The organism is Shewanella sp. 1180_01, from assembly GCF_052850535.1.
In genome coordinates this window covers 61,176-80,424 of the sequence record NZ_VXCT01000008.1, presented here as the reverse complement: position 1 = coordinate 80,424, position 19,249 = coordinate 61,176, and the positions used below count along the sequence as shown (strand labels likewise).

Here is a 19,249-nt window from a genome sequence, read left to right as displayed (position 1 = left end):
CCGACTAGGTTTTATGTCTAGTCATTTAGCCGTACAGGTTTAGTGAATACAATGATTGTAGTGCTTATAAATCCACTGTGCTTTTTAAGTAATTATAAATGCACTCTATTTTATCACTAAAAGGTTTGGCTTATTTCATTTGGCCAAACCTTTTCTGGGACTCATTCGCTGCTGCGAAACTTACCTATACAGACTCAAGATAGGGCGTTAATTGAGTTTCAATGGCCTCAATTTGGATTTCGGCGTAGGCAAGTTCAGATTCTGTTAAGCAAGATTTAGCGCTAGTTTGGTAGAGCAGCTGATCGCTATTCATACCGTATTTGCCAAAATGACGCAGTAATAAGCTAGACCAAATAAACACTTGTACTGGCTTGTTTAATCGCTCCGCACCGTAAATATCGACCAGTTCTTGCATGGCATGTTCATTACCGAGCTCTGCCGATTTGATGTACCAAGCTTCTGCTGCCTGTAGATCCTCTCGCGTAGGATTTTCACCACTTAGAAACGATTCAGCCTTGTTGCCATAGAAATAGGCTTGTTGCTCAGTGGGGATCGGATACTGATGCAAGAAACTGTCACGCAGCCGCTCGGCCTCTCTTATCTCTAAGGTGCCCAGTTGTTGACTCAATCTGGCTAATTCTTTTAGGTGATCAGCGCTATGGCTCATGGCCGCGAGCTGATAATACATTAATGCTTTAATCGGCTGGCGGCTTACGCCTAAGCCTTGTTCATGTATTTTGCCTAAGCCTGATAGGGCGTCTTCATTCCATTCTGTGATGAGTTCTTCGTAGTAATTTTTGGCTTGTTGGTAGTCATCATCATTTTGCGGGTCGACGAGTAAAAGATTGGCCAACGTGACCTGAGCAAAGCTATTACCTGCTTCACAGGATTTCGTTAACCAATAACGGGCCTTGACATAATCCACTGGAAAATCTTCGCCATAAAAGAAGCGTCTACCCAAGTAAAATTGTCTGAAATCATTGTCTTCGGCTTGTTCGCTGAGCAAAGCCTCTGCGCGAGCTACATCTTTTGGCCCACCTTGGCCAGCGAGGAGCATATTGCCTAAGTGCTCTTTGGCCAGTTCATCGCCATTAGCCGCAGCTTTTTCAAAGTACTGTCTCGCTTTGGCAAAGTCAGACGTCACTCGTTTGTCATGCCAATAAAGCGCCCCTAGGTGGTAATCGGCATCTGGATGTTGCTGGGCTGCGGCTTTTTCAAACCAATCAATTGCTTGAGCCGCATCTGGATCGAGTAAAGGCTGCCTTTCATATAAAAGCCCAAGTTCATACTGAAACGCGGCATCGCCTGCTTCAGCATTGGGTTTGAGTTGAGCCTCCAGCATTTCTAGGTCTTCCCGAGTTTGCGCTTCTGACGAAAGCAAATTCGGTAGTGTTAACAGTGATAAGTATTGGGCATCGAGTTCGGCCGCTTTTTTATACCAATCGTTCGAGGCTTTAGCATCGGCTGGCACTTGTGGGAATCGACCCGAATATAATTCGGCAAGAGTGATAGCCGCAACGGCCAGCCCTTTATCCACGGCTTGATGAATAAAATCTAAGCCAGCTTCCACTTGATTTTTATTAATCAGTGCGATGCCATGATGGAGTAGCGCATTGGGCTCTCCTGCGGCAAGCGCTTCGGCTTGAGCTTGTTTTTTTTGATATTTAGCGAAGAAAATAAACAGTACAACAAAAGCAATAATTATGAGTATCAACAACATAGTAATCCATCACTATCGATATTTGGGAGCATAGTAAACGTAAATTCGTACAAGAATGCAAGTTTACAATGTGAGCTAGGCTGACCGACTACGCCGGTCAACCCCAGGATCATTAGCGTTATTTATCTTGCAGATGGATCTCCCTGATGGGGCAGGCAATCTCTATTCCCGCCTGCTTAAGGGCGTTGTAGAGGGCTAAGTTCACCTTATATTTATGCTGAAAATAGCTTTGCGTGGGCACCCAATAGCGCACTCCCATTTCAATCCCGATAGCATTAAAACCATTGATGCCGACATTGGGTGCAGTCTCTTGATAAACATAGGGATTGTTACTCAATAATTCAGTGATCACACTAATGGCCCGTTCAGGATCTGTGTTGTAACTGAGATTGAACTGGGTTTCGACCAGTTTATTGCTAAAGGAATTATGCAGGATCTCACCGACGATATGCTTATTGGGAATGCTGATTTGTTCGCCTTCCTCATTAGTGAGTATGGTCATGCCTAAGTGGATACGTTTAACGACGCCGCTTTCCCCTTTGATTTCGATAGTATTCCCTACAACGAAAGGACGAGTGACGATAATGGTCACGCCGGCGGCATAGTTGGCTAACATGCCTTGCAAGGCTAAGCCTGCACCTAAGGAGGCTGCACCAATGGCTGCCACCATAGGGGTGACGCTGATGCCGATTTTGCCGAGGGCGATGATCCCAACCATTATGATGATCAGAATACGGATAAGGTTACTGACAAAATTACTTAAGGTAATGTCGATATTGTGTTTTTCGAACTGCTTTGCGACTAAGTGTGATGTCTTACTGGCGACCCACAAGCCCAGTAAAAAGATCAGTAAAGCGCCGACCAATTGGAAGCTGTAGGTGACTAAAAACTCAGTGATCAGTTGATAAACGCCTTGTAGTTGCTGCAATTCCTGATCGAGTCCAGGTGTTATCATTATGATATCCTTGTAATAAAATTAACTGTGCGAGTATAGCGCAGAAATCCCATCAAATGCTTATTCACCTGCATGTGTGAAGCGTATCATGTAATCGCGGTTGATTTAATGAGTCGATAGGGGGAGTCAGGTATGCTGTCCGCCTATCCAATAATGGAGTCGAGTGTTTATGAAAACGCTGTTGTTATGTCTGTCTTGTTTATTAACCCCCATGTGGGCCTATGCTGCGAGTTATGTTGCGGGCGATGCGATTAATCCTATTTCACTTCTCGATCAAAATGATCAAACGGTAAGTGTGACAGATGAAACTCAAGTGTTGCTCTTTAGCCGCAGCATGAAAGGCGGTGATGTGATTAAAGAAGCACTCACGCCTCTAAGTACGACTCAAATGCCTGCGGGTTTAGTTTATGTCGCCGATATCAGTGGTATGCCTTCTTTAATCGCTAAGTTTGTTGCTGTGCCACAAATGCAAGATTTACCCTTTGCGATTGGGTTAGATAGGGAAGGTGAGATCAGTCGTTTACTACCAGATACCAAAGATATGGCCACTATGATATTGCTCAATCAGCGTAATATTTTAGATATCGCCTATTTTGATTCCAGTGAAGCCTTGGGCCAAGCACTCGCAAAACTCAATCAGCCGCAGTAACGATTCAATTTAATTGACCTAATTTAAGGCGTCACATTAGCCTTTTTTCGTGGCGCGCTTGCCCCTCAAGCTTATCGCTTTGGGATGGATATGTTGGCTTGAGCCAGTCTATCCCTCTCCTTTGCGATAACGTCGTAAAAAATTCACTTTTTATTCTGCTAATGCACACAAATTTACCTTATACCAATCACATTAAATATCTAATCAGTTCAGAGCCTCACAGGCATCTCAATCCAAGGCGCATTGACGCAGAAATGGTTATTCCCTTTTAAGTCAATGCAACACCGGAGTGGGATGCCTGTGTGGCTCCCGAAGGGCGGGTTTCAAAGCACTTTATACTGCGTTCAAGGCTTTCGACAGAGCACCACTATGCCTTCAAGCCTTCGCCTTGTCTAAAGCGCGTTGAACTCCCGCTGAATGAAAGATATTTAATACGATTGGTATTAGGGTTTGTGTGCATAATTATTTGTTTTATAGAGGCTTTTTTTGGTGGTTTAGCCCCTTAAAACATTGTGGAATAAAAAGTTATAAATTCAGCATAAAAATTCGTTGCGTAAAGTGAGAAAATATCGTTTACTGCGCACGTTTTTAAGACATTACACTCACTTTTATCTACCTGACCCAAAGGAGACTCTGGCCCAATGAGCCAATTTCAATCTATTGATGTTGCTGACTATTATGACATGGACACATTCAAGCGTATTGAAGCGTTTGCCAAAGACAAAGCAACCCCGTTCGTAGTGATTGATACCAGTATCATAGCGAAACAATACGATGACATGGTTAATAGTTTTCCTTACGCCAACGTTTATTATGCAGTTAAGGCAAACCCCGCGGCCGAGATCTTATCTTTACTTAAAGATAAAGGGTCAAACTTTGATATTGCCTCGATTTATGAGCTAGATATGGTCATGAATGTCGGCGTGACAACCGACCGAGTCAGCTACGGCAATACCATTAAAAAGCGTCAAGATGTACGTGCATTTTATGAGCGCGGCGTGCGTATGTATGCATCCGACTCAGAAGCCGATCTGCGAATGATCGCTGAAGAAGCACCGGGATCGCGTATTTACGTGCGCATTTTGACCGAAGGTACAGACACGGCTGATTGGCCATTATCGCGTAAATTCGGCTGCCAAAACGAAATGGCCTATGAGCTATTAGTATTGGCGCAGGAATTGGGCTTAGAACCTTTTGGTATTTCTTTCCATGTGGGTTCTCAGCAACGTGATATCGGTGCTTGGGATTCAGCCATAGGTAAAGTGAAAAGCATTTTTGACCGTCTGCGTGATGAGCACAATATCACCCTGAAGATGATCAATATGGGCGGCGGTTTCCCTGCTAACTATATTGATAAAACCAATCAATTGGGTGTGTATGCCGAGCAGATCACTCACTTCCTGAAGGAAGATTTCGGTGACGATTTACCGCAGATTATTCTGGAGCCGGGCCGTTCGTTGATTTCTAACGCGGGGATTTTAGTGTCTGAAGTAGTACTGATCAGTAAAAAATCCTACACAGCGTTAGAGCGTTGGGTGTTTACCGATGTGGGTAAATTCTCAGGCTTGATTGAAACGATGGACGAGGCGATTAAGTTCCCGATTTATACTGATCGTCAAGGCGAGCTGGATAAATGCGTGATTGCCGGCCCAACCTGCGACAGTGCCGATATCATGTATGAGCACTACAGCTACGGTTTACCGAATGACTTAGCCATTGGTGACCGCATGTATTGGTTAACTGCTGGCGCTTATACGACGACGTATTCGGCAGTGTGCTTTAACGGTTTCCCACCGCTGAAAGATTACTATCTGTAAGCGATTGTGGTGACATGAATAAGGGCGCTTAGGCGCCCTTGTTGTTCGCTAAAGAAGTTTGGGATTACTCGTGGGATTTGAGGATCTGATAAATCTCTTCTTTTAGGTGTAACTTTCTGCTTTTGAGTTCTTTCACTGTCGGATTGAAATCACTGGCGACACGTTTTTCCAGTTGTTTGATTTCCTCGTCTAACTGATTATGCTCGTTAAACTTACGTTGAAAATGAGCATCTTGGGTTTTCAGGGTGGAAATTAATTCTCTGTACTCTGGAAACATCGGCATTCTCCTTGTCGTCATCTACTACACTTCTGGTTTCGTCTTAACCCTAACCTTTCACCCTACAGTGAAATGTGACTTAGATCACTCTTCGCCCTGTTTCAGATTAATACTAAATGATGATTTATTTTAATCACTTATAAATCATTGGATTAGATGATTTCGGCCGCTGTCTATGGCATGTGATTAGGATCTGGTTCACACTTTGTTAGGCATAAATCAGACTGACATTCGCAGCGCGGGCAAATTTGCTATCTTGTGAGCAGATGCGAGGGTAATTGGTAATTTCATTACGACTAAACAATTACTTCTTGCCGATAATTCTGTGATCAAGTTAACCTTCACCGCTTCGATACTAGGTTAAAGTCGATTTTATAAGAATTTAATTATCAAAAATGAAAGGGGTTTTCACAATGGCTGATGTATTTCATTTAGGTTTGACCAAAGCAATGCTCGATGGTGCAACTTTGGCAATCGTTCCTGGTGATCCAGAGCGCGTAAAACGTATTGCCGAACTAATGGACAATGCGACGTTTCTTGCTAGCCACCGCGAGTATACAAGCTATTTAGCTTATGCCGATGGCAAGCCAGTAGTCGTGTGTTCAACCGGTATCGGTGGTCCATCGACTTCTATCGCAGTAGAAGAACTTGCACAGTTAGGTGTGAATACCTTCCTGCGCGTTGGTACTACAGGTGCAATTCAACCCCATGTGAATGTGGGCGATGTGATTGTGACTCAAGCTTCAGTGCGTTTAGATGGCGCGAGCTTACACTTTGCACCTATGGAGTTCCCTGCGGTTGCAAACTTTGAATGTACCACTGCTATGGTTGCAGCGTGTCGCGATGCAGGCGTAGAGCCACACATTGGCGTAACGGCTTCTTCCGATACTTTCTACCCAGGTCAAGAGCGTTATGACACTGTCACTGGCCGTGTAACGCGTCGTTTCGCGGGTTCAATGAAAGAATGGCAAGATATGGGCGTACTGAACTATGAGATGGAATCTTCCACCTTATTCACTATGTGTGCCACTCAAGGCTGGCGTGCTGCCTGTGTTGCTGGTGTGATTGTAAACCGCACCCAACAAGAAATTCCTGATGAAGCCACAATGAAGAAAACCGAAGTCAGTGCGGTTTCTATCGTGGTTGCTGCAGCGAAAAAACTGTTAGCTTAATTTTTATTACGCTAAGCGACACTCCCCTGCAAAGTGAGTGAACAAACTAAAAAAGGTGCCAATGGCACCTTTTTTGTTACTTCAAAATGGTGTCGATACCGATTAGAAATGATATTGGGCAATCACAGAGTAAGTGTCTTGATCGACGCCTTTCACACCGTATTTGTTGGTCCACAAATCATATTCGATACCCACCAATAATTTATTGGCTTGATGATCCCCGAACAGACTCTTACCAAGATCGTATTTCAGCTGTGGGTTGAAGTGGAAGTTCTCCTCGTAGCCGTTATCGTCGGTGGCAAATACCCAGTCGATAAAGCCATCGAGCACTATGTTGGCTGAGCCAACGGGAATGTCGATGCGAAATACAGGGGTGAACTGCCAGCCGTCACTGTTGTTACCTGTGCTCATACCATTGCGGCGATAGGTATTAAAGTTCAGGTAAGTGAAATAAGGCACGGCGACATCAACGCCTAAACCGTACAGCAGGCTGTGAACTGGGCCTTCACCTTCTTCATAGGTCAGTGCCAGAGATAAATCTGTTACTGGACCAAAGGCGATTTTCTCGCCGAGGATTTTACTGGCACTGAAGCGTGGCGAAATTTCACCATAGGTGGTGCTTTCCATGCCAGTGTCGTTACCTTTGAAATAGATAAAGTCTTGGAAGGCAAACCAATCACCGTATTTCCAGCCGCCCGCCGTTTCTAAGGTAATAGTGGCTTGTTTGTCTGATGGCGCTAAATCGTAGTCTTCGCCATAGAGGGCTATTGCACTGAAATCCCACCATTGTATTAAGTCGCCCGCAAATGCTTGAGGAGAAAGCATGAGTGCTAGGTATAGGCATGTTTTTTTCATTGTTATTTCCTGTTGTATAGGTCGAAGTTAATTCGTGTCTTACTCAATCTGCTCTCTGACCTATGGCATGGTTTGATGGGTAAGTTCAAACCTAGCGTGGGTGTACGTCAAAGGACTGGCACAAAAGTGGGGGCAATATATGCAAAAATTTACATTTATTCAAAGTTTTTATCGAATGTTGTTGTCAAAATCATATAATCGTTATGGTGAAAATCAATTTTTAGCCGATTGATTTTAAATAGATTTTTCTGTGGATGAATAAGTGTCGGCTTTGAGGTTTGCTATCTTTTTGAATTGATTATGCTTAATTTTAAAACAACCTAAGGGCATTGCCGTATGGATGTGGGAGAATGAGGCCTAACACATAGGCGATTGATTGCGCATTCGGCTGAGTAAATTTTGACATATTATGTCGCTTATCCGAAACGCTGCTGTTATAGTTGCTGCAAAGGACACTCTCATTTCAGGGGGAAATATGGAGTTTTCAAATCCGATTTTAGTGTGGGCTGTGGTGGGGCTAGTATTCATGCTCGCCGAAATAGTGGTTCCCGGTGGCATCATAGTGTTGCTGGGTGCGGCTTGTTTAGTCGTAGCTGGCGCGTTAGCCATAGGACTAGTCGAAGGCGTGGTGCAGAGCATGACCCTATGGTTTATCTCGGCCATTGTGCTGTTATTGGCCTTCAGACAAGTGACTCAAAGGCTCGTTGGTGGTGATTCCCATGTGGATAACACGGATGAAGCAATCGATCTATACAATCAAATTGTTCGCGTAAAGCAGACCATAGGTCCTGGGCAAACACCCGGGCGGGTGGAATTTCAAGGTAGTGAATGGCCAGCGCTGGGCGATGGCACCACTATCGCTGCGGGGACCGTAGTCAGAATTATTTGTCGTGAAAATATCGCTCTAGTCGTTGAGCCTATTTCAATAGAAGCTTCCAAAAACTAAAGGATGGAATCTATGTTTGTATTTACCTTAGTCATTTTATTTATCTTTTTTATTCTCTATAAGTTGATGCTTATCGTGCCGATGCGTGAAGTGCATGTCATTGAGCGTCTGGGGAAATTCCGTGCAGTATTAAACCCAGGATTTCATTTTTTGATCCCTTTCTTCGACCGCGTCTCCTACCGTCACGATACCCGTGAGCAAGTATTAGATGTGCCGCCACAGAGTTGTATCTCTAAAGATAACACTCAACTGGAAGTGGACGGTTTAGTCTACTTAAAAGTGATGGATGGCAAATTAGCGAGTTATGGTATTGAAAACTATCGTAAAGCGGCGGTGAATTTAGCCCAAACCACAATGCGTTCTGAGATAGGTAAGCTGAGTTTGAGTGAGACCTTCTCCGAGCGTGATAGCTTGAATGAATCCATAGTGCGGGAAATAGATAAGGCGTCAGAACCTTGGGGGATCAAAGTATTGCGCTATGAAATTCGCAATATTACGCCTTCGCGCCATGTGATCCACACCCTTGAGAAGCAGATGGAAGCCGAGCGTCGCAAACGCGCCGAAATCACGTTGGCCAATGCGGAAAAAGCGGCGATGATCAATATGTCTGAAGGTGAGCGCCAAGAGGCGATTAACCTGTCAGAAGGTCAAAAACAGAAACGGATTAATGAAGCCAAAGGGACAGGGCAAGAGATTGCTATCATAGCCAAAGCGAAATCCGAAGGTATGGCAATGATCTCGCAGGCGTTAGCGGTCAATGGCGGCACAGATGCGATGAATATGTTATTGAAAGAACAGTTTATTGCTCAGGTTGGCAAGATCCTCAATGATGCGCAAGTCTCTGTGGTCCCCGCTGAAATGGCGAAACTCGAAGGTTTCTTCGAAGGCATGGAGCAAGTTACTCAGACAGTGAGTGGCCAGAATAATAGTGGCAAAGGAGCGCGATAATGAATATTCCATTAGATACAGATTTAATTGTGATGGCAATTTGGGGACTGATTTTTGCCATTTTCGTGATTAAGCTTTTCCAATCAATTCGCCTAGTACCCACTAAATCGGCTTATATTGTTGAGCGTTTAGGTAAGTACCACAGCACCTTAGATGCGGGTTTCCATACCTTGATCCCCTTTGTGGACAAAGTCGCTTTCATTCATGATTTGAAAGAAGAGACCATCGATGTACCGCCGCAGGAGTGTTTTTCGAGCGACGAAGTTAACGTTGAAGTGGACGGGGTGATTTATATCTCTGTGACCGACCCAGTCAAAGCCAGTTACGGTATTACCGATTATCGCTACGCGGCTATCCAGTTGGCGCAAACCACCACACGCTCTGTCATTGGGACGCTGGACCTTGACCGCACGTTCGAAGAGCGTGATGTGATTTCTGCCAAGGTCGTGCAGGTATTAGATCAAGCCGGTGCCATGTGGGGAATACGCGTGCATCGTTATGAGATTAAAAATATCACCCCACCTGAAACCGTTAAAAATGCCATGGAAATGCAAGTGAATGCTGAACGTGAGCGCCGGGCATTATTGGCTAAGAGTGAAGGCGACAAGCAGAGCAAGATTAACCGTTCAGAAGGTGTTAAAGCTGAGACGGTAAACCGCTCTGAAGGTGAGATGCAGCGACGTATTAACGAAGCTGAAGGTAAGGCTGAGGAAATTTTAACTATTTCCCGTGCGACGGCGGAATCGATCGAACGTCTTGCCACAGTTATTGCTGCGCCGGGTGGCCACAATGCCCTGCGGATGCAACTTGGTGAACAGTACTTTAAACAGCTCGATGGCTTAAGCCAGAAGAATAGCCGAGTGGTATTGCCGGGTAATATGGTGGATTTCGATTACTGGATGAATAGCATAGGCTTAACGGAAGAAAAACCGAGCTAAGGCTGTGGTTAACATCTGAAACTAGCTAGATCATTAAGGTCAAATACTCAGGTATTTGGCCTTATTTTTTGGCTGTAATTGGGTGATGTGTGTGACGGTTTGTGTGGTGGATAGTGTAGAGGAGAGGGGGAGATCATACAGCTTCTGTTGAATGAACCGCCAGAAGCTGCAGTTGGGCATAGATAAATTTTTCATTGAATGGAAGGCTAATAAGCTAGGCGTTCATGAATTTGGGAATGGGCGTGGGTTTCAATGAGTTTCGCAATTTGGTTTTGTTCTAATTGCTGAAGCGCTGAAATTTCGTCATAAATCTTGTCTTGAACATCCAGCGGCATGCGAACATGCTCCATAAACATTCTAATTCCTAGCATGTCACCACTTTTGAAAAGTTGGCTGAATTCGGTGGCTTCTATCTCTATTAATGCATTCATAATACTTCACCCTAAGGTTGGATTTGACACAGATACAACAGTCTTGCTGTTACTTAAGAGATACGCCTAAGTTTGATCTAGGTCAATTAAACTGCATATTAATCTTTATTAATAAAGGATTTTGTTGTTTATAAATAATCAGTTATAGATTTAACAAAACAGTACTATTAAAAAATAGGGCTGTTTAAAACTGGGGATGTCGAGGTGAGCTTGGGTAAATAGTGAGTGATGTTATGTGGCAAGCTAAAGCGAGATCACATTAAGTCTAGCGGATAAAAAATAGCGACGAGCTATAAACGCTGGCCGCTATTTTTTGTGACTAGGCTTATTAAAATAAGCCTAGAAAGGGTGAAGCCTTATTTAGGGATTGCCAGAATCTGACAACCATTAATCCCCGCATTTTGTAGCGTATGACGCTTACGTTCTGCATCACGCTTACGTTCGTAAGGACCTAAAGCGACTTTGTACCACATACCTGTCGTACCTTCGACCTGTCTTACTTGCGCCTCTAAACCTTGGAAAGCGATCACGGCTTTCATCTCGTTCGCCTGTGATTCTTGGCGGAAAGAAGCACACTGCAACTGATATTGCATCGGTGTTCGGCTCGCGACCACATCGGGAATATCGACTTCAACATGCTTGTTTTCAAGCTCACTGAGATAGGTCCATTCTTCCTTCGGTTGAGGCGGCAGAGCGTTAGGGTCCTTCTTCGGCGGAGCAACAGGCTCTGCTGTCTCCTCTGTCGCCACAGGAATAACGACGGCTTTACGCTCGGGTTCTTTCACCTTAGGGGTGAGCACCACATTTTCTTGCGGCTTAACTCGGACTTCAGTTTTCTTAGCCGGAGTTGGCCTCGGCTGCTCTTCTTGCTGAGCATTATCTTTAATGCTCCATAGAAAATAGACGAAACAACCCACAGCGAGTATGACAAAGCCTATCAGCGTCAGCGGCAGCTTCTTACGCGGCGCTGATTTAGATTGTGAAGGCTTTGCTCGGGTTGGGCGAGTCGCGCGGACTGGGCGCGGTTTAGCGCCCGACTGCGGCCTTCTATTGGCATAATCGCGATTACTCATGGCTTACATCCGCTCTAAGGTTTCGATACCGAGTAGATTTAGGCCTTTTTGTAACGTACGAGCCGTCAGTTGTGCGAGTAATAAACGGCTGTTCTTTTGCGCGTCGTTATCAGCAGCAAGTACGGGGCACGCTTCGTAGAAACTTGAGAAAGCTCCCGCTAATTCATACAGGTAAGCACACAGTACGTGCGGTTGACCTTTATCGACAACGCGACTGAGGATCTCACCGAACTGCGCTAACTTGTTACCGAGGTCTTTCTCTTTTTCATGCTCAAGCACGATTTTCGCTTGGCTGAGATCCAGATCGGTTACACGCTTGAAGATGCCTGCAACACGGGTGTATGCGTACAGCAGGTAAGGTGCGGTATTGCCTTCGAAGCTGAGCATTTGTTCGAAGCTGAATATGTAATCGCTGGTACGGTTTTTCGACAAGTCAGCATATTTAACGGCACTGATCCCAACGACGCGAGCGATTTCAGTCAGCGTGACTTCATCCATATCTGGATTTTTGCTGCGAACGAGTTCAAGTGCGCGCACGTTGGCTTCTTCTAACAGGTCGACTAACTTAACGACGCCGCCGCTACGGGTTTTGAATGGACGGCCATCTTCGCCGTTCATCGTGCCAAAACCTAAGTGTTCCAATGACATATCTTCACGAACAAATTTAGCCAGCTTGGCTAGGCTGAAGACTTGTTGGAAATGCAGCGCCTGACGTAGGTCAACAAAATACAGTACGCGATCGGCTTTTAACACGTTCGAACGGTAGCGCATTGCCGCAAGATCTGAGGTGGCATACAAGTAGCCGCCATCAGCTTTTTGGATGATCACTGGTAGTGGCTCACCTTCTTTATTGCGGAAGGCTTCTTGGAATACAACTTTGGCGCCGTTGCTTTCGGTTAATAAACCTTGGGCATCTAAATCTTTAACTACTTGCTCGAGATCGGCGTTATACGCACTTTCACCGTGCACGTCGGCGCGGGTCAGGCTCACACCTAAACGGGCGTAGACTTCATGGCAGTGGCTCAACGAAATGTCGTTAAATTCGCGCCACAGTTTGTTGCAGTATTCGTCGCCAGATTGCAACTCAACCACTAATTGACGAGCGCGGGTCGCAAACTCGGCCGATTCGTCGAAGCGCAGTTTGGCAGCGCGGTAAAAGTTTTCTAAATCAGACAGTTCAAGTTGCGCTTTCTCACCATTTTTGGCGCGTAGCTCTTCCATATAGGCCAGCAACATACCAAATTGTGTACCCCAGTCGCCCACATGGTTTTGACGAATGACTTTGTGGTCTAAAAATTCCAGCGCACGTACCACACTGTCACCAATGATGGTTGAACGTAGGTGACCTACGTGCATTTCTTTGGCGAGGTTTGGTGAAGAGTAATCAACAACAACGGTTTGCGGTGTCGGTAACTTGATACCTAAATGCTCATCGTTGACGGCATTTTGCAGTTGATCCGCTAAGGCGCTGTCGTTGATAAAAAAGTTGATAAAGCCAGGACCTGCGATCTCAACCTTAGCCACATAAGCCGAAGCCGGTAAGGTGTCGATGATCAGTTGGGCTAATTCGCGTGGATTCTTGCCTGCGACCTTAGTCAGCATCATGGCTAAGTTGGTTGCCAAGTCGCCATGACTCTTATCCTTGGTTCGATCTACCTGAATGCGCGCTTCAAAGTCAGCAGGCACAATACCTTGTTGTTTAAAGGATTCTAGAGTTTGTTCAAGTAATGATTGGATATGTGATTTCATGGGTTCTAATCGGCACTAACTTTAAGAGTGAATACAGGGAATAACCGCATATTTTAGCCGTTTGTGGCTAACAATTGCTATCTTCCCGATGATTTTTTATCAAATGGCGCTTAAATACTTATCAAATACTCGACTCAGAGGAGATCCTGTGGATCTCTGTCTAAGCTCCATCGGCAGCGCTTGGCTTCGATAAGCTGCTCTACAAGCGGATGAATACGTTCAAACTCTTGCTGCAGACGGTTGCGGTTTTTAGCTTGGAATAGCAGTTGGCGACGGAACTTGCCGGCTTTTTTATCTAAGGGCGCTGGCATAGGACCAATTACCTCAAATTCTTTATCTTGCGGCAAAAGCGCGGCGAAGGCGTTGAGAAAGTTATCGGCATCACTGGCTAAGTGCGCTTCGGCGCGCACCAACACCATGTGCCATGCTGGCGGCAGCAGTGCTTGTTGACGCTCTTTTAACTGGCTGCGAGCAAACTCGCCATAACCGCGATGCAGCAAATCCCGCAAAATAGGATTGTCGCTCTGGTGAGTTTGCAATAATACCGTGCCGGGTTTGCTGGCGCGCCCAGCACGACCGGCGACTTGGGTATAGAGTTGCCCAAAACGCTCGGGCGCGCGGAAGTCGGCGCTAAATAAGGCGCCATCGACATCGAGTAGCCCAACAAGCGTCACATCAGGGAAGTGATGACCTTTGGCCAGCATTTGCGTGCCGACGAGGATTTTATATTCGCCCTTATGAATTGCGTTTAAGTGGGTTTCTAATGAGCCTTTTAGGCGAGTGGTATCGCGGTCGATGCGCACCACTGGATGTTTCGGAAACTCCTGTTGCAGTGCCTCGGCGAGTTGCTCTGTGCCTATACCTTGGCCCATCAACATAGTGCTACCACATTTGTGACATTGCTTAGGTATGGCATATTGATTGCCGCAATGGTGGCAGCAAATTTCACCAAGGGATTGATGCACTGTGAAAAACGCGTCGCAGCGGTCGCACTCGTGTAAGTGCCCACACTCGTGGCAAAGCAGAGCGGGTGCGAAGCCGCGGCGATTGAGAAACAGTAATACTTGGTTGCCTGCGTCTAAATGCAGACGGATTTCGTTCAGCAGCGGCACCGACATTCCTGCTTTTAACGGCATATTTTTAATGTCGATAATGCCTTGGCGCACTTTTTTAGCTGCGCCAGCGCGCTCACCCAATTGCAAATGATGGTAACGGCCACTTAAGGCATTTTGTAGACTTTCGAGTGAGGGGGTTGCCGTGCCTAATATCACAGGAATTGATTCTAAATGGCCTCGCATGACTGCCAAGTCACGGGCGTGGTAACCGACGCCTTCCTGTTGCTTGAAGCTACTGTCGTGTTCTTCATCGAGTATGATGATGCCGGGATAGGCCATCGGCGTGAACAAAGCCGAGCGGGTGCCGATAATGATGGCGGCCTGACCACAGCGGGCTTGGCGCCAAGCTTCGAGTCTTTGATTGTCGGTTAACCCTGAGTGCAATATGGCGACATTGACTTTAAAACGGCGCTTAAAGCGATTGATAGTCTGGGGTGTTAAACCGATTTCAGGCACTAAAATTAACGCTTGCTTGCCTTGCTTGAGGATTTCCTCGAGCACCGCCAAATAGACTTCAGTTTTACCCGAACCGGTAATGCCTTCTAATAAAGTACAGTGATACCCTTGTTGCAGATTTAACGTGGCAACGGCGACGGCTTGTTCTTTATTGAGTTTATGTGGCGTTTCGTCCATTTCGAGTGTGGTACGCCAGTCGAGGTTAAGCTCGGCGATTTTTTCGTGGCGTGCCACCCAGCCTTTATCTTCTAGGGCTTTCAGTGCCGCTTTACTGATATCTAAGCTGATCACTTCTTCTTGGGTTAAGCTGGCGGGTTTGAGTAACTCGAGTAATTTTTTCTGTGCGGGTGCTCGCTTAACCGCTTCGGGCGCAATATTTTGGCCTATCTCAGTTAATTGCCAGAATTGGATCTTTTGCGGCGCGGCATCGAGCCCTTTGCGAAGGGCCACTGGTAAGGCTTGGGTTAGCATCTGCCCTTGGCTGCAAAAATAGTATCTCGCGGCCCAAAGGGTTAATTTATAAAGTGATTCAGGCAACAAAGGTTTATCGTCGATAAACTCAAGCACAGACTTAATCTGCTTAGGCGCTAAGCTGCACGTATCTGTGATACCTGTGACTAATCCGATTAATTGTTGACGACCGAAGGGGACTTTAACGCGCACGCCTATCTGCGGTGTACTAGGATAAGTTTCGGGTACGCGGTAGCTAAAGGTTTGCCGCATAGGCACAGGTAACGCAACTTCGACAAACAATGACATATGCAGGCAAGTCTTAGGCAAGAATGTGGTTTAGTGTACTCAGCGCGGCTGGCTAGGGCTAGCCCTAATGATGGTTTACCAAGGATAGTTGAGAGTAAATAAATGGCTAATATAGTGAAATCATTAGGTCTACTCGCGTTAGTGTGTAGCGCACAGAGCATGGCTCAAGTCTCCCATGTGAGCGTTAACAGCCGCATGTTTGAGTTAGGTGGTTATCCTAAACTCAGGGTGAATGTGATTGCGGACAATCAAGACATGTCGCGCTTAGAGTTTGTAGTGCAGCAAGCCGGCAGCGAAGAAAAGTTAATGGTTGAGGCGCTTAATCGCTTTTTAGTTTTGCTTACGGGTGTTGAAGATGTAAAAGATGACAAGGCTAAACTCTTAGTGAGGGAGTATCGACTCGACCGATGGTATGAGGTCAAAAGTATCAATCTATTTGGTGAGGCTAAGCCAACATTGGCCACGCTAACCGTAAAAGCGGCATCGGGCAGTAAAAATACGACGACAGCGCTGGTGCAAAAGCGTGCGGATAAAGTGAATGTTCAGTCTGTAAAAGTGGCCGCAGAATCCACATCAGTGGTGGGTGCTAAGACCGCGACGGCGGTTATTGCGGCTGCAAATACTCATGTAGATGCTCATGTAAATACTAAGCCCACAGTGCCAGCGGCTGAAGTTGTGACTGGCTTTAAATTTCCTGAAGCAGCGGATGAGCAAAATACCCAGGTTGCCGAGGTAAAGGCTGTCGCCAAAAACTCTGAACCTGTTGCCGTTAAAGCAACGTCTGCTGAAACTATGATGCCTGAGCCTGTTATGTCTGAAGTCGTAGTCACTGAAGCAGTTAAGACAACAAATAGCGAACTCAAAGTGAATGCCGCTGAAACGTCCCCAACAGCTTCGCAGACACCTGAACATTGTCAGTTAACTTATCTTGCAGGTGAGACCTTGTGGCGTATCGCCAATCGCTATGCCAACGATTGGGACGTGAGTGTCTATGGCGCTATGCTGGCGATCTATGAGGCGAATCCTGCGGCGTTCTCAAAAAATAAAATCAACGCACTCAAGAGTAATGCGGCTCTGTCCTGTCCTTCGAAAATGATTTTGGCACAGCATGCTAACGCCAAAGAGGCTCAGGCGATGTTTGAAGCTAAAGAGGCGGGAAAATGAAGCGGCGAACTAAAGTCAAAATAGCCGCAGATTAACCGCCAAACGCTCAGATAATCTACTTGTATCCCTTGTGGGTATGCTGTACCATTCTGCGCCCTAAACATATTGTTATTAACATGCATGTGGTGTCCGACTACGGGTTGGAAGAGCGACATGGCCTTACACTTTTGAGGTAACCCCAATGAAACCAGGTATCCACCCAAAATACGCTATCATCACTGCAAACTGTACTTGTGGTAACGTTATCAAAGTAAACTCTACTGCTGGTAAAGATCTGCATTTAGACGTATGTGGTGCATGTCACCCATTCTACACTGGTACACAAAAAGTTGTTGATACAGGCGGTCGTATCGACAAATTCAACAAGCGCTTCGCAGTGCTTGCAAAGAAATAATTGCGATTGCAATGTTTCTAGAAAAGGCGCCTATGGCGCCTTTTTGCTTTCTATCATTTGCCGAACCGCTTTATTTACGCCTATCTTAATACTTATGTTAAATCCCCCATCTGGTACGACTTCACTCAATTAATCGTCAACTTATTGCGTATTGCGAGTTCAAGTATGTAATTCGACTTATTTATAGCAATTAACTATAAGATAAATATGCTAGCCGCTAGATATTGTAATTTAACCAACATTTTTGAGATTAACGCGCTACAACTAGCACTATAACTACAAAATATATGTTTGTTTCCTACAAAATATATTAAGAAATGCAGCTTTATTATAGGAGATAAGTTTATAAAACTAAGCTTAGAGGGTCTATTTTAAGGCTAAAGTGAAATTTCTGAATCTCTTATTTAAAAATTCCCCTTATTGGCGTATCTTACCCCGACCAGCCAGACTATTAACATCACCCTTTGGTGAGACTAGATGTGTGTTGGTAGGCCTTACTCTCATAAATTATAAATGTCGCATTTCAGGATTTTAAAATGTCAGATATTCGTCAACAAGCACTCGATTATCATGAATTTCCAATACCAGGCAAAACCGCAGTTTGCCTTACCAAACCTGCCGAAACGAGTCACGATCTCGCCCTAGCTTATAGCCCTGGTGTGGCTGAGCCTGTGCGTGAAATCGCGGCTAATCCTGACAATGCGTATCGTTATACCAATAAAGGTAATACGGTTGCCGTGATTACTAATGGTACGGCGATCTTAGGTTTAGGCAATTTAGGCCCCTTGGCTTCTAAACCTGTGATGGAAGGCAAAGCATTATTGTTCAAGCATTTTGCAAATATCGATTCGACAGATATTGAGATCACCCATAATACGCCTGAAGAATTTATCAATACAGTTGCAGCGATTGCTGACACTTTTGGTGGTATCAATCTTGAAGATATTAAAGCGCCCGAATGCTTTGTTATCGAACGTGAATTGATTGCCCGTTGTAAAGTGCCGGTATTCCATGACGATCAGCACGGCACCGCAATTGTGACTGCGGCGGGTATGATTAATGCGCTGGAAATTCAAGGCAAGTTGATCAGCGACGCAACGTTTGTATGTATGGGCGCCGGTGCTGCTGCCATTGCTTGTATGACTATGTTGGTCAAATGTGGTGCGAATCGCGCTAACATTTATATGCTAGACACTAAAGGTGTTATTCATTCTGGCCGTACTGATCTCAATGAATATAAAGCGCTATTTGCGAATGATACCGATAAACGCACGCTTCTTGATGTTATTAAAGGCGCAGACGTGTTTTTAGGCCTATCAGGTCCTGACGTGATTGGTGCAGAAGAAGTTGCGCTGATGGCTGATAAACCGGTGATTTTTGCCTGTTCTAACCCAGATCCTGAAATCAAACCGGCACTGGCTCACGCAACGCGTAGCGATTTGATCATGGGTACGGGTCGCAGCGATTATCCAAACCAAGTGAATAACGTATTGTGTTTCCCGTTTATTTTCCGTGGTGCCTTGGATGTACGTGCGTCATGCATTAATGATGAGATGAAAATCGCCGCAGTTCATGCCATTGCTGCACTGGCAAAAGAGCCTGTGCCTGCGAGTGTATTAAAGGCTTATCCTAATGTGACTTCACTGAGTTTTGGCCCTGAATATGTGCTACCAAAACCTATGGACCCACGTTTGTTGCCTAATGTTGCCCGTGCGGTTGCACAAGCGGCGATTGACTCTGGTGTCGCTGCTATCCCTACTTTACCTAAATACGCTGACTAAGCTAAAAGTGGTAAAAACATCGAAAAGAGGCTAATTAGCCTCTTTTTTGT

General features: G+C 45.5%; 17 protein-coding genes. 9 read left to right on the top strand and 8 right to left on the bottom strand.

The window, feature by feature from the left end; genetic code table 11:
• Positions 1–184 precede the first annotated feature (184 nt).
• Together FW758_RS06915 and FW758_RS06910 are read right to left on the bottom strand one after the other, a co-directional pair.
• Positions 185–1,720, bottom strand: a complete 1,536-nt coding sequence (locus FW758_RS06915) for a sel1 repeat family protein (RefSeq protein ID WP_446444992.1) — start codon at positions 1,718–1,720, stop codon at positions 185–187.
• A 118-nt stretch (positions 1,721–1,838) separates the two neighbouring features.
• Positions 1,839–2,675 (bottom strand): mechanosensitive ion channel family protein, encoded by an 837-nt coding sequence (locus FW758_RS06910; protein ID WP_446444991.1) that lies wholly within the window; start codon positions 2,673–2,675, stop codon positions 1,839–1,841.
• Positions 2,676–2,844: 169 nt separating this feature from the next.
• Between FW758_RS06910 and FW758_RS06905 the strand changes: the two genes are divergently transcribed.
• Together FW758_RS06905 and FW758_RS06900 are read left to right on the top strand one after the other, a co-directional pair.
• A complete protein-coding gene (locus FW758_RS06905) occupies positions 2,845–3,324 on the top strand; it encodes a hypothetical protein (RefSeq protein ID WP_006087064.1) in 480 nt (159 codons plus the stop codon).
• 641 nt (positions 3,325–3,965) lie between these two features.
• Entirely contained in the window at positions 3,966–5,141 is a 1,176-nt protein-coding gene (locus FW758_RS06900) for a type III PLP-dependent enzyme (protein WP_006083289.1), read from the top strand.
• 64 nt (positions 5,142–5,205) lie between these two features.
• Here FW758_RS06900 and FW758_RS06895 read toward each other — a convergent pair whose 3' ends face one another.
• The gene (locus FW758_RS06895; RefSeq protein ID WP_006083288.1) at positions 5,206–5,418 is read right to left on the bottom strand and encodes a YdcH family protein; all 213 of its coding nucleotides are present in this window, start codon (positions 5,416–5,418) and stop codon (positions 5,206–5,208) included.
• A 413-nt stretch (positions 5,419–5,831) separates the two neighbouring features.
• Here FW758_RS06895 and udp point away from each other — a divergent pair, with 413 nt between their 5' ends.
• Positions 5,832–6,590, top strand: a complete 759-nt coding sequence (gene udp / locus FW758_RS06890; protein ID WP_006083287.1) for a uridine phosphorylase — start codon at positions 5,832–5,834, stop codon at positions 6,588–6,590.
• A 102-nt stretch (positions 6,591–6,692) separates the two neighbouring features.
• Here the strand turns inward: udp and FW758_RS06885 are convergent, their stop codons facing one another.
• Entirely contained in the window at positions 6,693–7,445 is a 753-nt protein-coding gene (locus tag FW758_RS06885) for an outer membrane protein OmpK (RefSeq protein ID WP_446444990.1), read from the bottom strand.
• Positions 7,446–7,920: 475 nt separating this feature from the next.
• Between FW758_RS06885 and FW758_RS06880 the strand changes: the two genes are divergently transcribed.
• Genes FW758_RS06880 through FW758_RS06870 form a run of 3 tightly spaced genes read left to right on the top strand, consistent with a single transcriptional unit; the run spans position 7,921 to position 10,277 of the window.
• Complete coding sequence (locus FW758_RS06880; protein ID WP_446444989.1) at positions 7,921–8,391, top strand: NfeD family protein; 471 nt, start codon at positions 7,921–7,923, stop codon at positions 8,389–8,391.
• Positions 8,392–8,403: 12 nt separating this feature from the next.
• Positions 8,404–9,339 carry an SPFH domain-containing protein gene (locus tag FW758_RS06875; protein WP_012586651.1) on the top strand — a complete coding sequence of 312 codons (936 nt, stop codon included), beginning with the start codon at positions 8,404–8,406 and terminating at the stop codon, positions 9,337–9,339.
• A complete protein-coding gene (locus tag FW758_RS06870) occupies positions 9,339–10,277 on the top strand; it encodes an SPFH domain-containing protein (protein WP_006087061.1) in 939 nt (312 codons plus the stop codon). Before FW758_RS06875 ends, FW758_RS06870 begins: the two co-directional genes overlap by 1 nt.
• Positions 10,278–10,483: 206 nt before the next feature.
• Here the strand turns inward: FW758_RS06870 and FW758_RS06865 are convergent, their stop codons facing one another.
• The 4 genes from FW758_RS06865 to priA form a co-directional block, all read right to left on the bottom strand.
• The gene (locus tag FW758_RS06865; RefSeq protein ID WP_006083282.1) at positions 10,484–10,708 is read right to left on the bottom strand and encodes a hypothetical protein; all 225 of its coding nucleotides are present in this window, start codon (positions 10,706–10,708) and stop codon (positions 10,484–10,486) included.
• Between the two features lie 356 nt (positions 10,709–11,064).
• A complete protein-coding gene (locus FW758_RS06860) occupies positions 11,065–11,781 on the bottom strand; it encodes an SPOR domain-containing protein (RefSeq protein ID WP_012088109.1) in 717 nt (238 codons plus the stop codon).
• A 3-nt stretch (positions 11,782–11,784) separates the two neighbouring features.
• Complete coding sequence (gene argS / locus FW758_RS06855) at positions 11,785–13,530, bottom strand: arginine--tRNA ligase (protein WP_446444988.1); 1,746 nt, start codon at positions 13,528–13,530, stop codon at positions 11,785–11,787.
• 134 nt (positions 13,531–13,664) lie between these two features.
• Positions 13,665–15,860, bottom strand: a complete 2,196-nt coding sequence (gene priA / locus FW758_RS06850) for a primosomal protein N' (protein WP_107402736.1) — start codon at positions 15,858–15,860, stop codon at positions 13,665–13,667.
• A gap of 102 nt (positions 15,861–15,962) precedes the next feature.
• Here priA and FW758_RS06845 point away from each other — a divergent pair, with 102 nt between their 5' ends.
• From FW758_RS06845 to FW758_RS06835, 3 genes are all read left to right on the top strand, one after another.
• A complete protein-coding gene (locus tag FW758_RS06845; protein WP_446444987.1) occupies positions 15,963–17,024 on the top strand; it encodes a FimV/HubP family polar landmark protein in 1,062 nt (353 codons plus the stop codon).
• Positions 17,025–17,205: 181 nt separating this feature from the next.
• A complete protein-coding gene (gene rpmE / locus FW758_RS06840) occupies positions 17,206–17,418 on the top strand; it encodes a 50S ribosomal protein L31 (protein ID WP_006083277.1) in 213 nt (70 codons plus the stop codon).
• A gap of 536 nt (positions 17,419–17,954) precedes the next feature.
• On the top strand, positions 17,955–19,199 hold the full coding sequence (locus FW758_RS06835; protein ID WP_006083276.1) for a malic enzyme-like NAD(P)-binding protein: 1,245 nt from the start codon (positions 17,955–17,957) through the stop codon (positions 19,197–19,199).
• Positions 19,200–19,249: the final 50 nt, after the last annotated feature.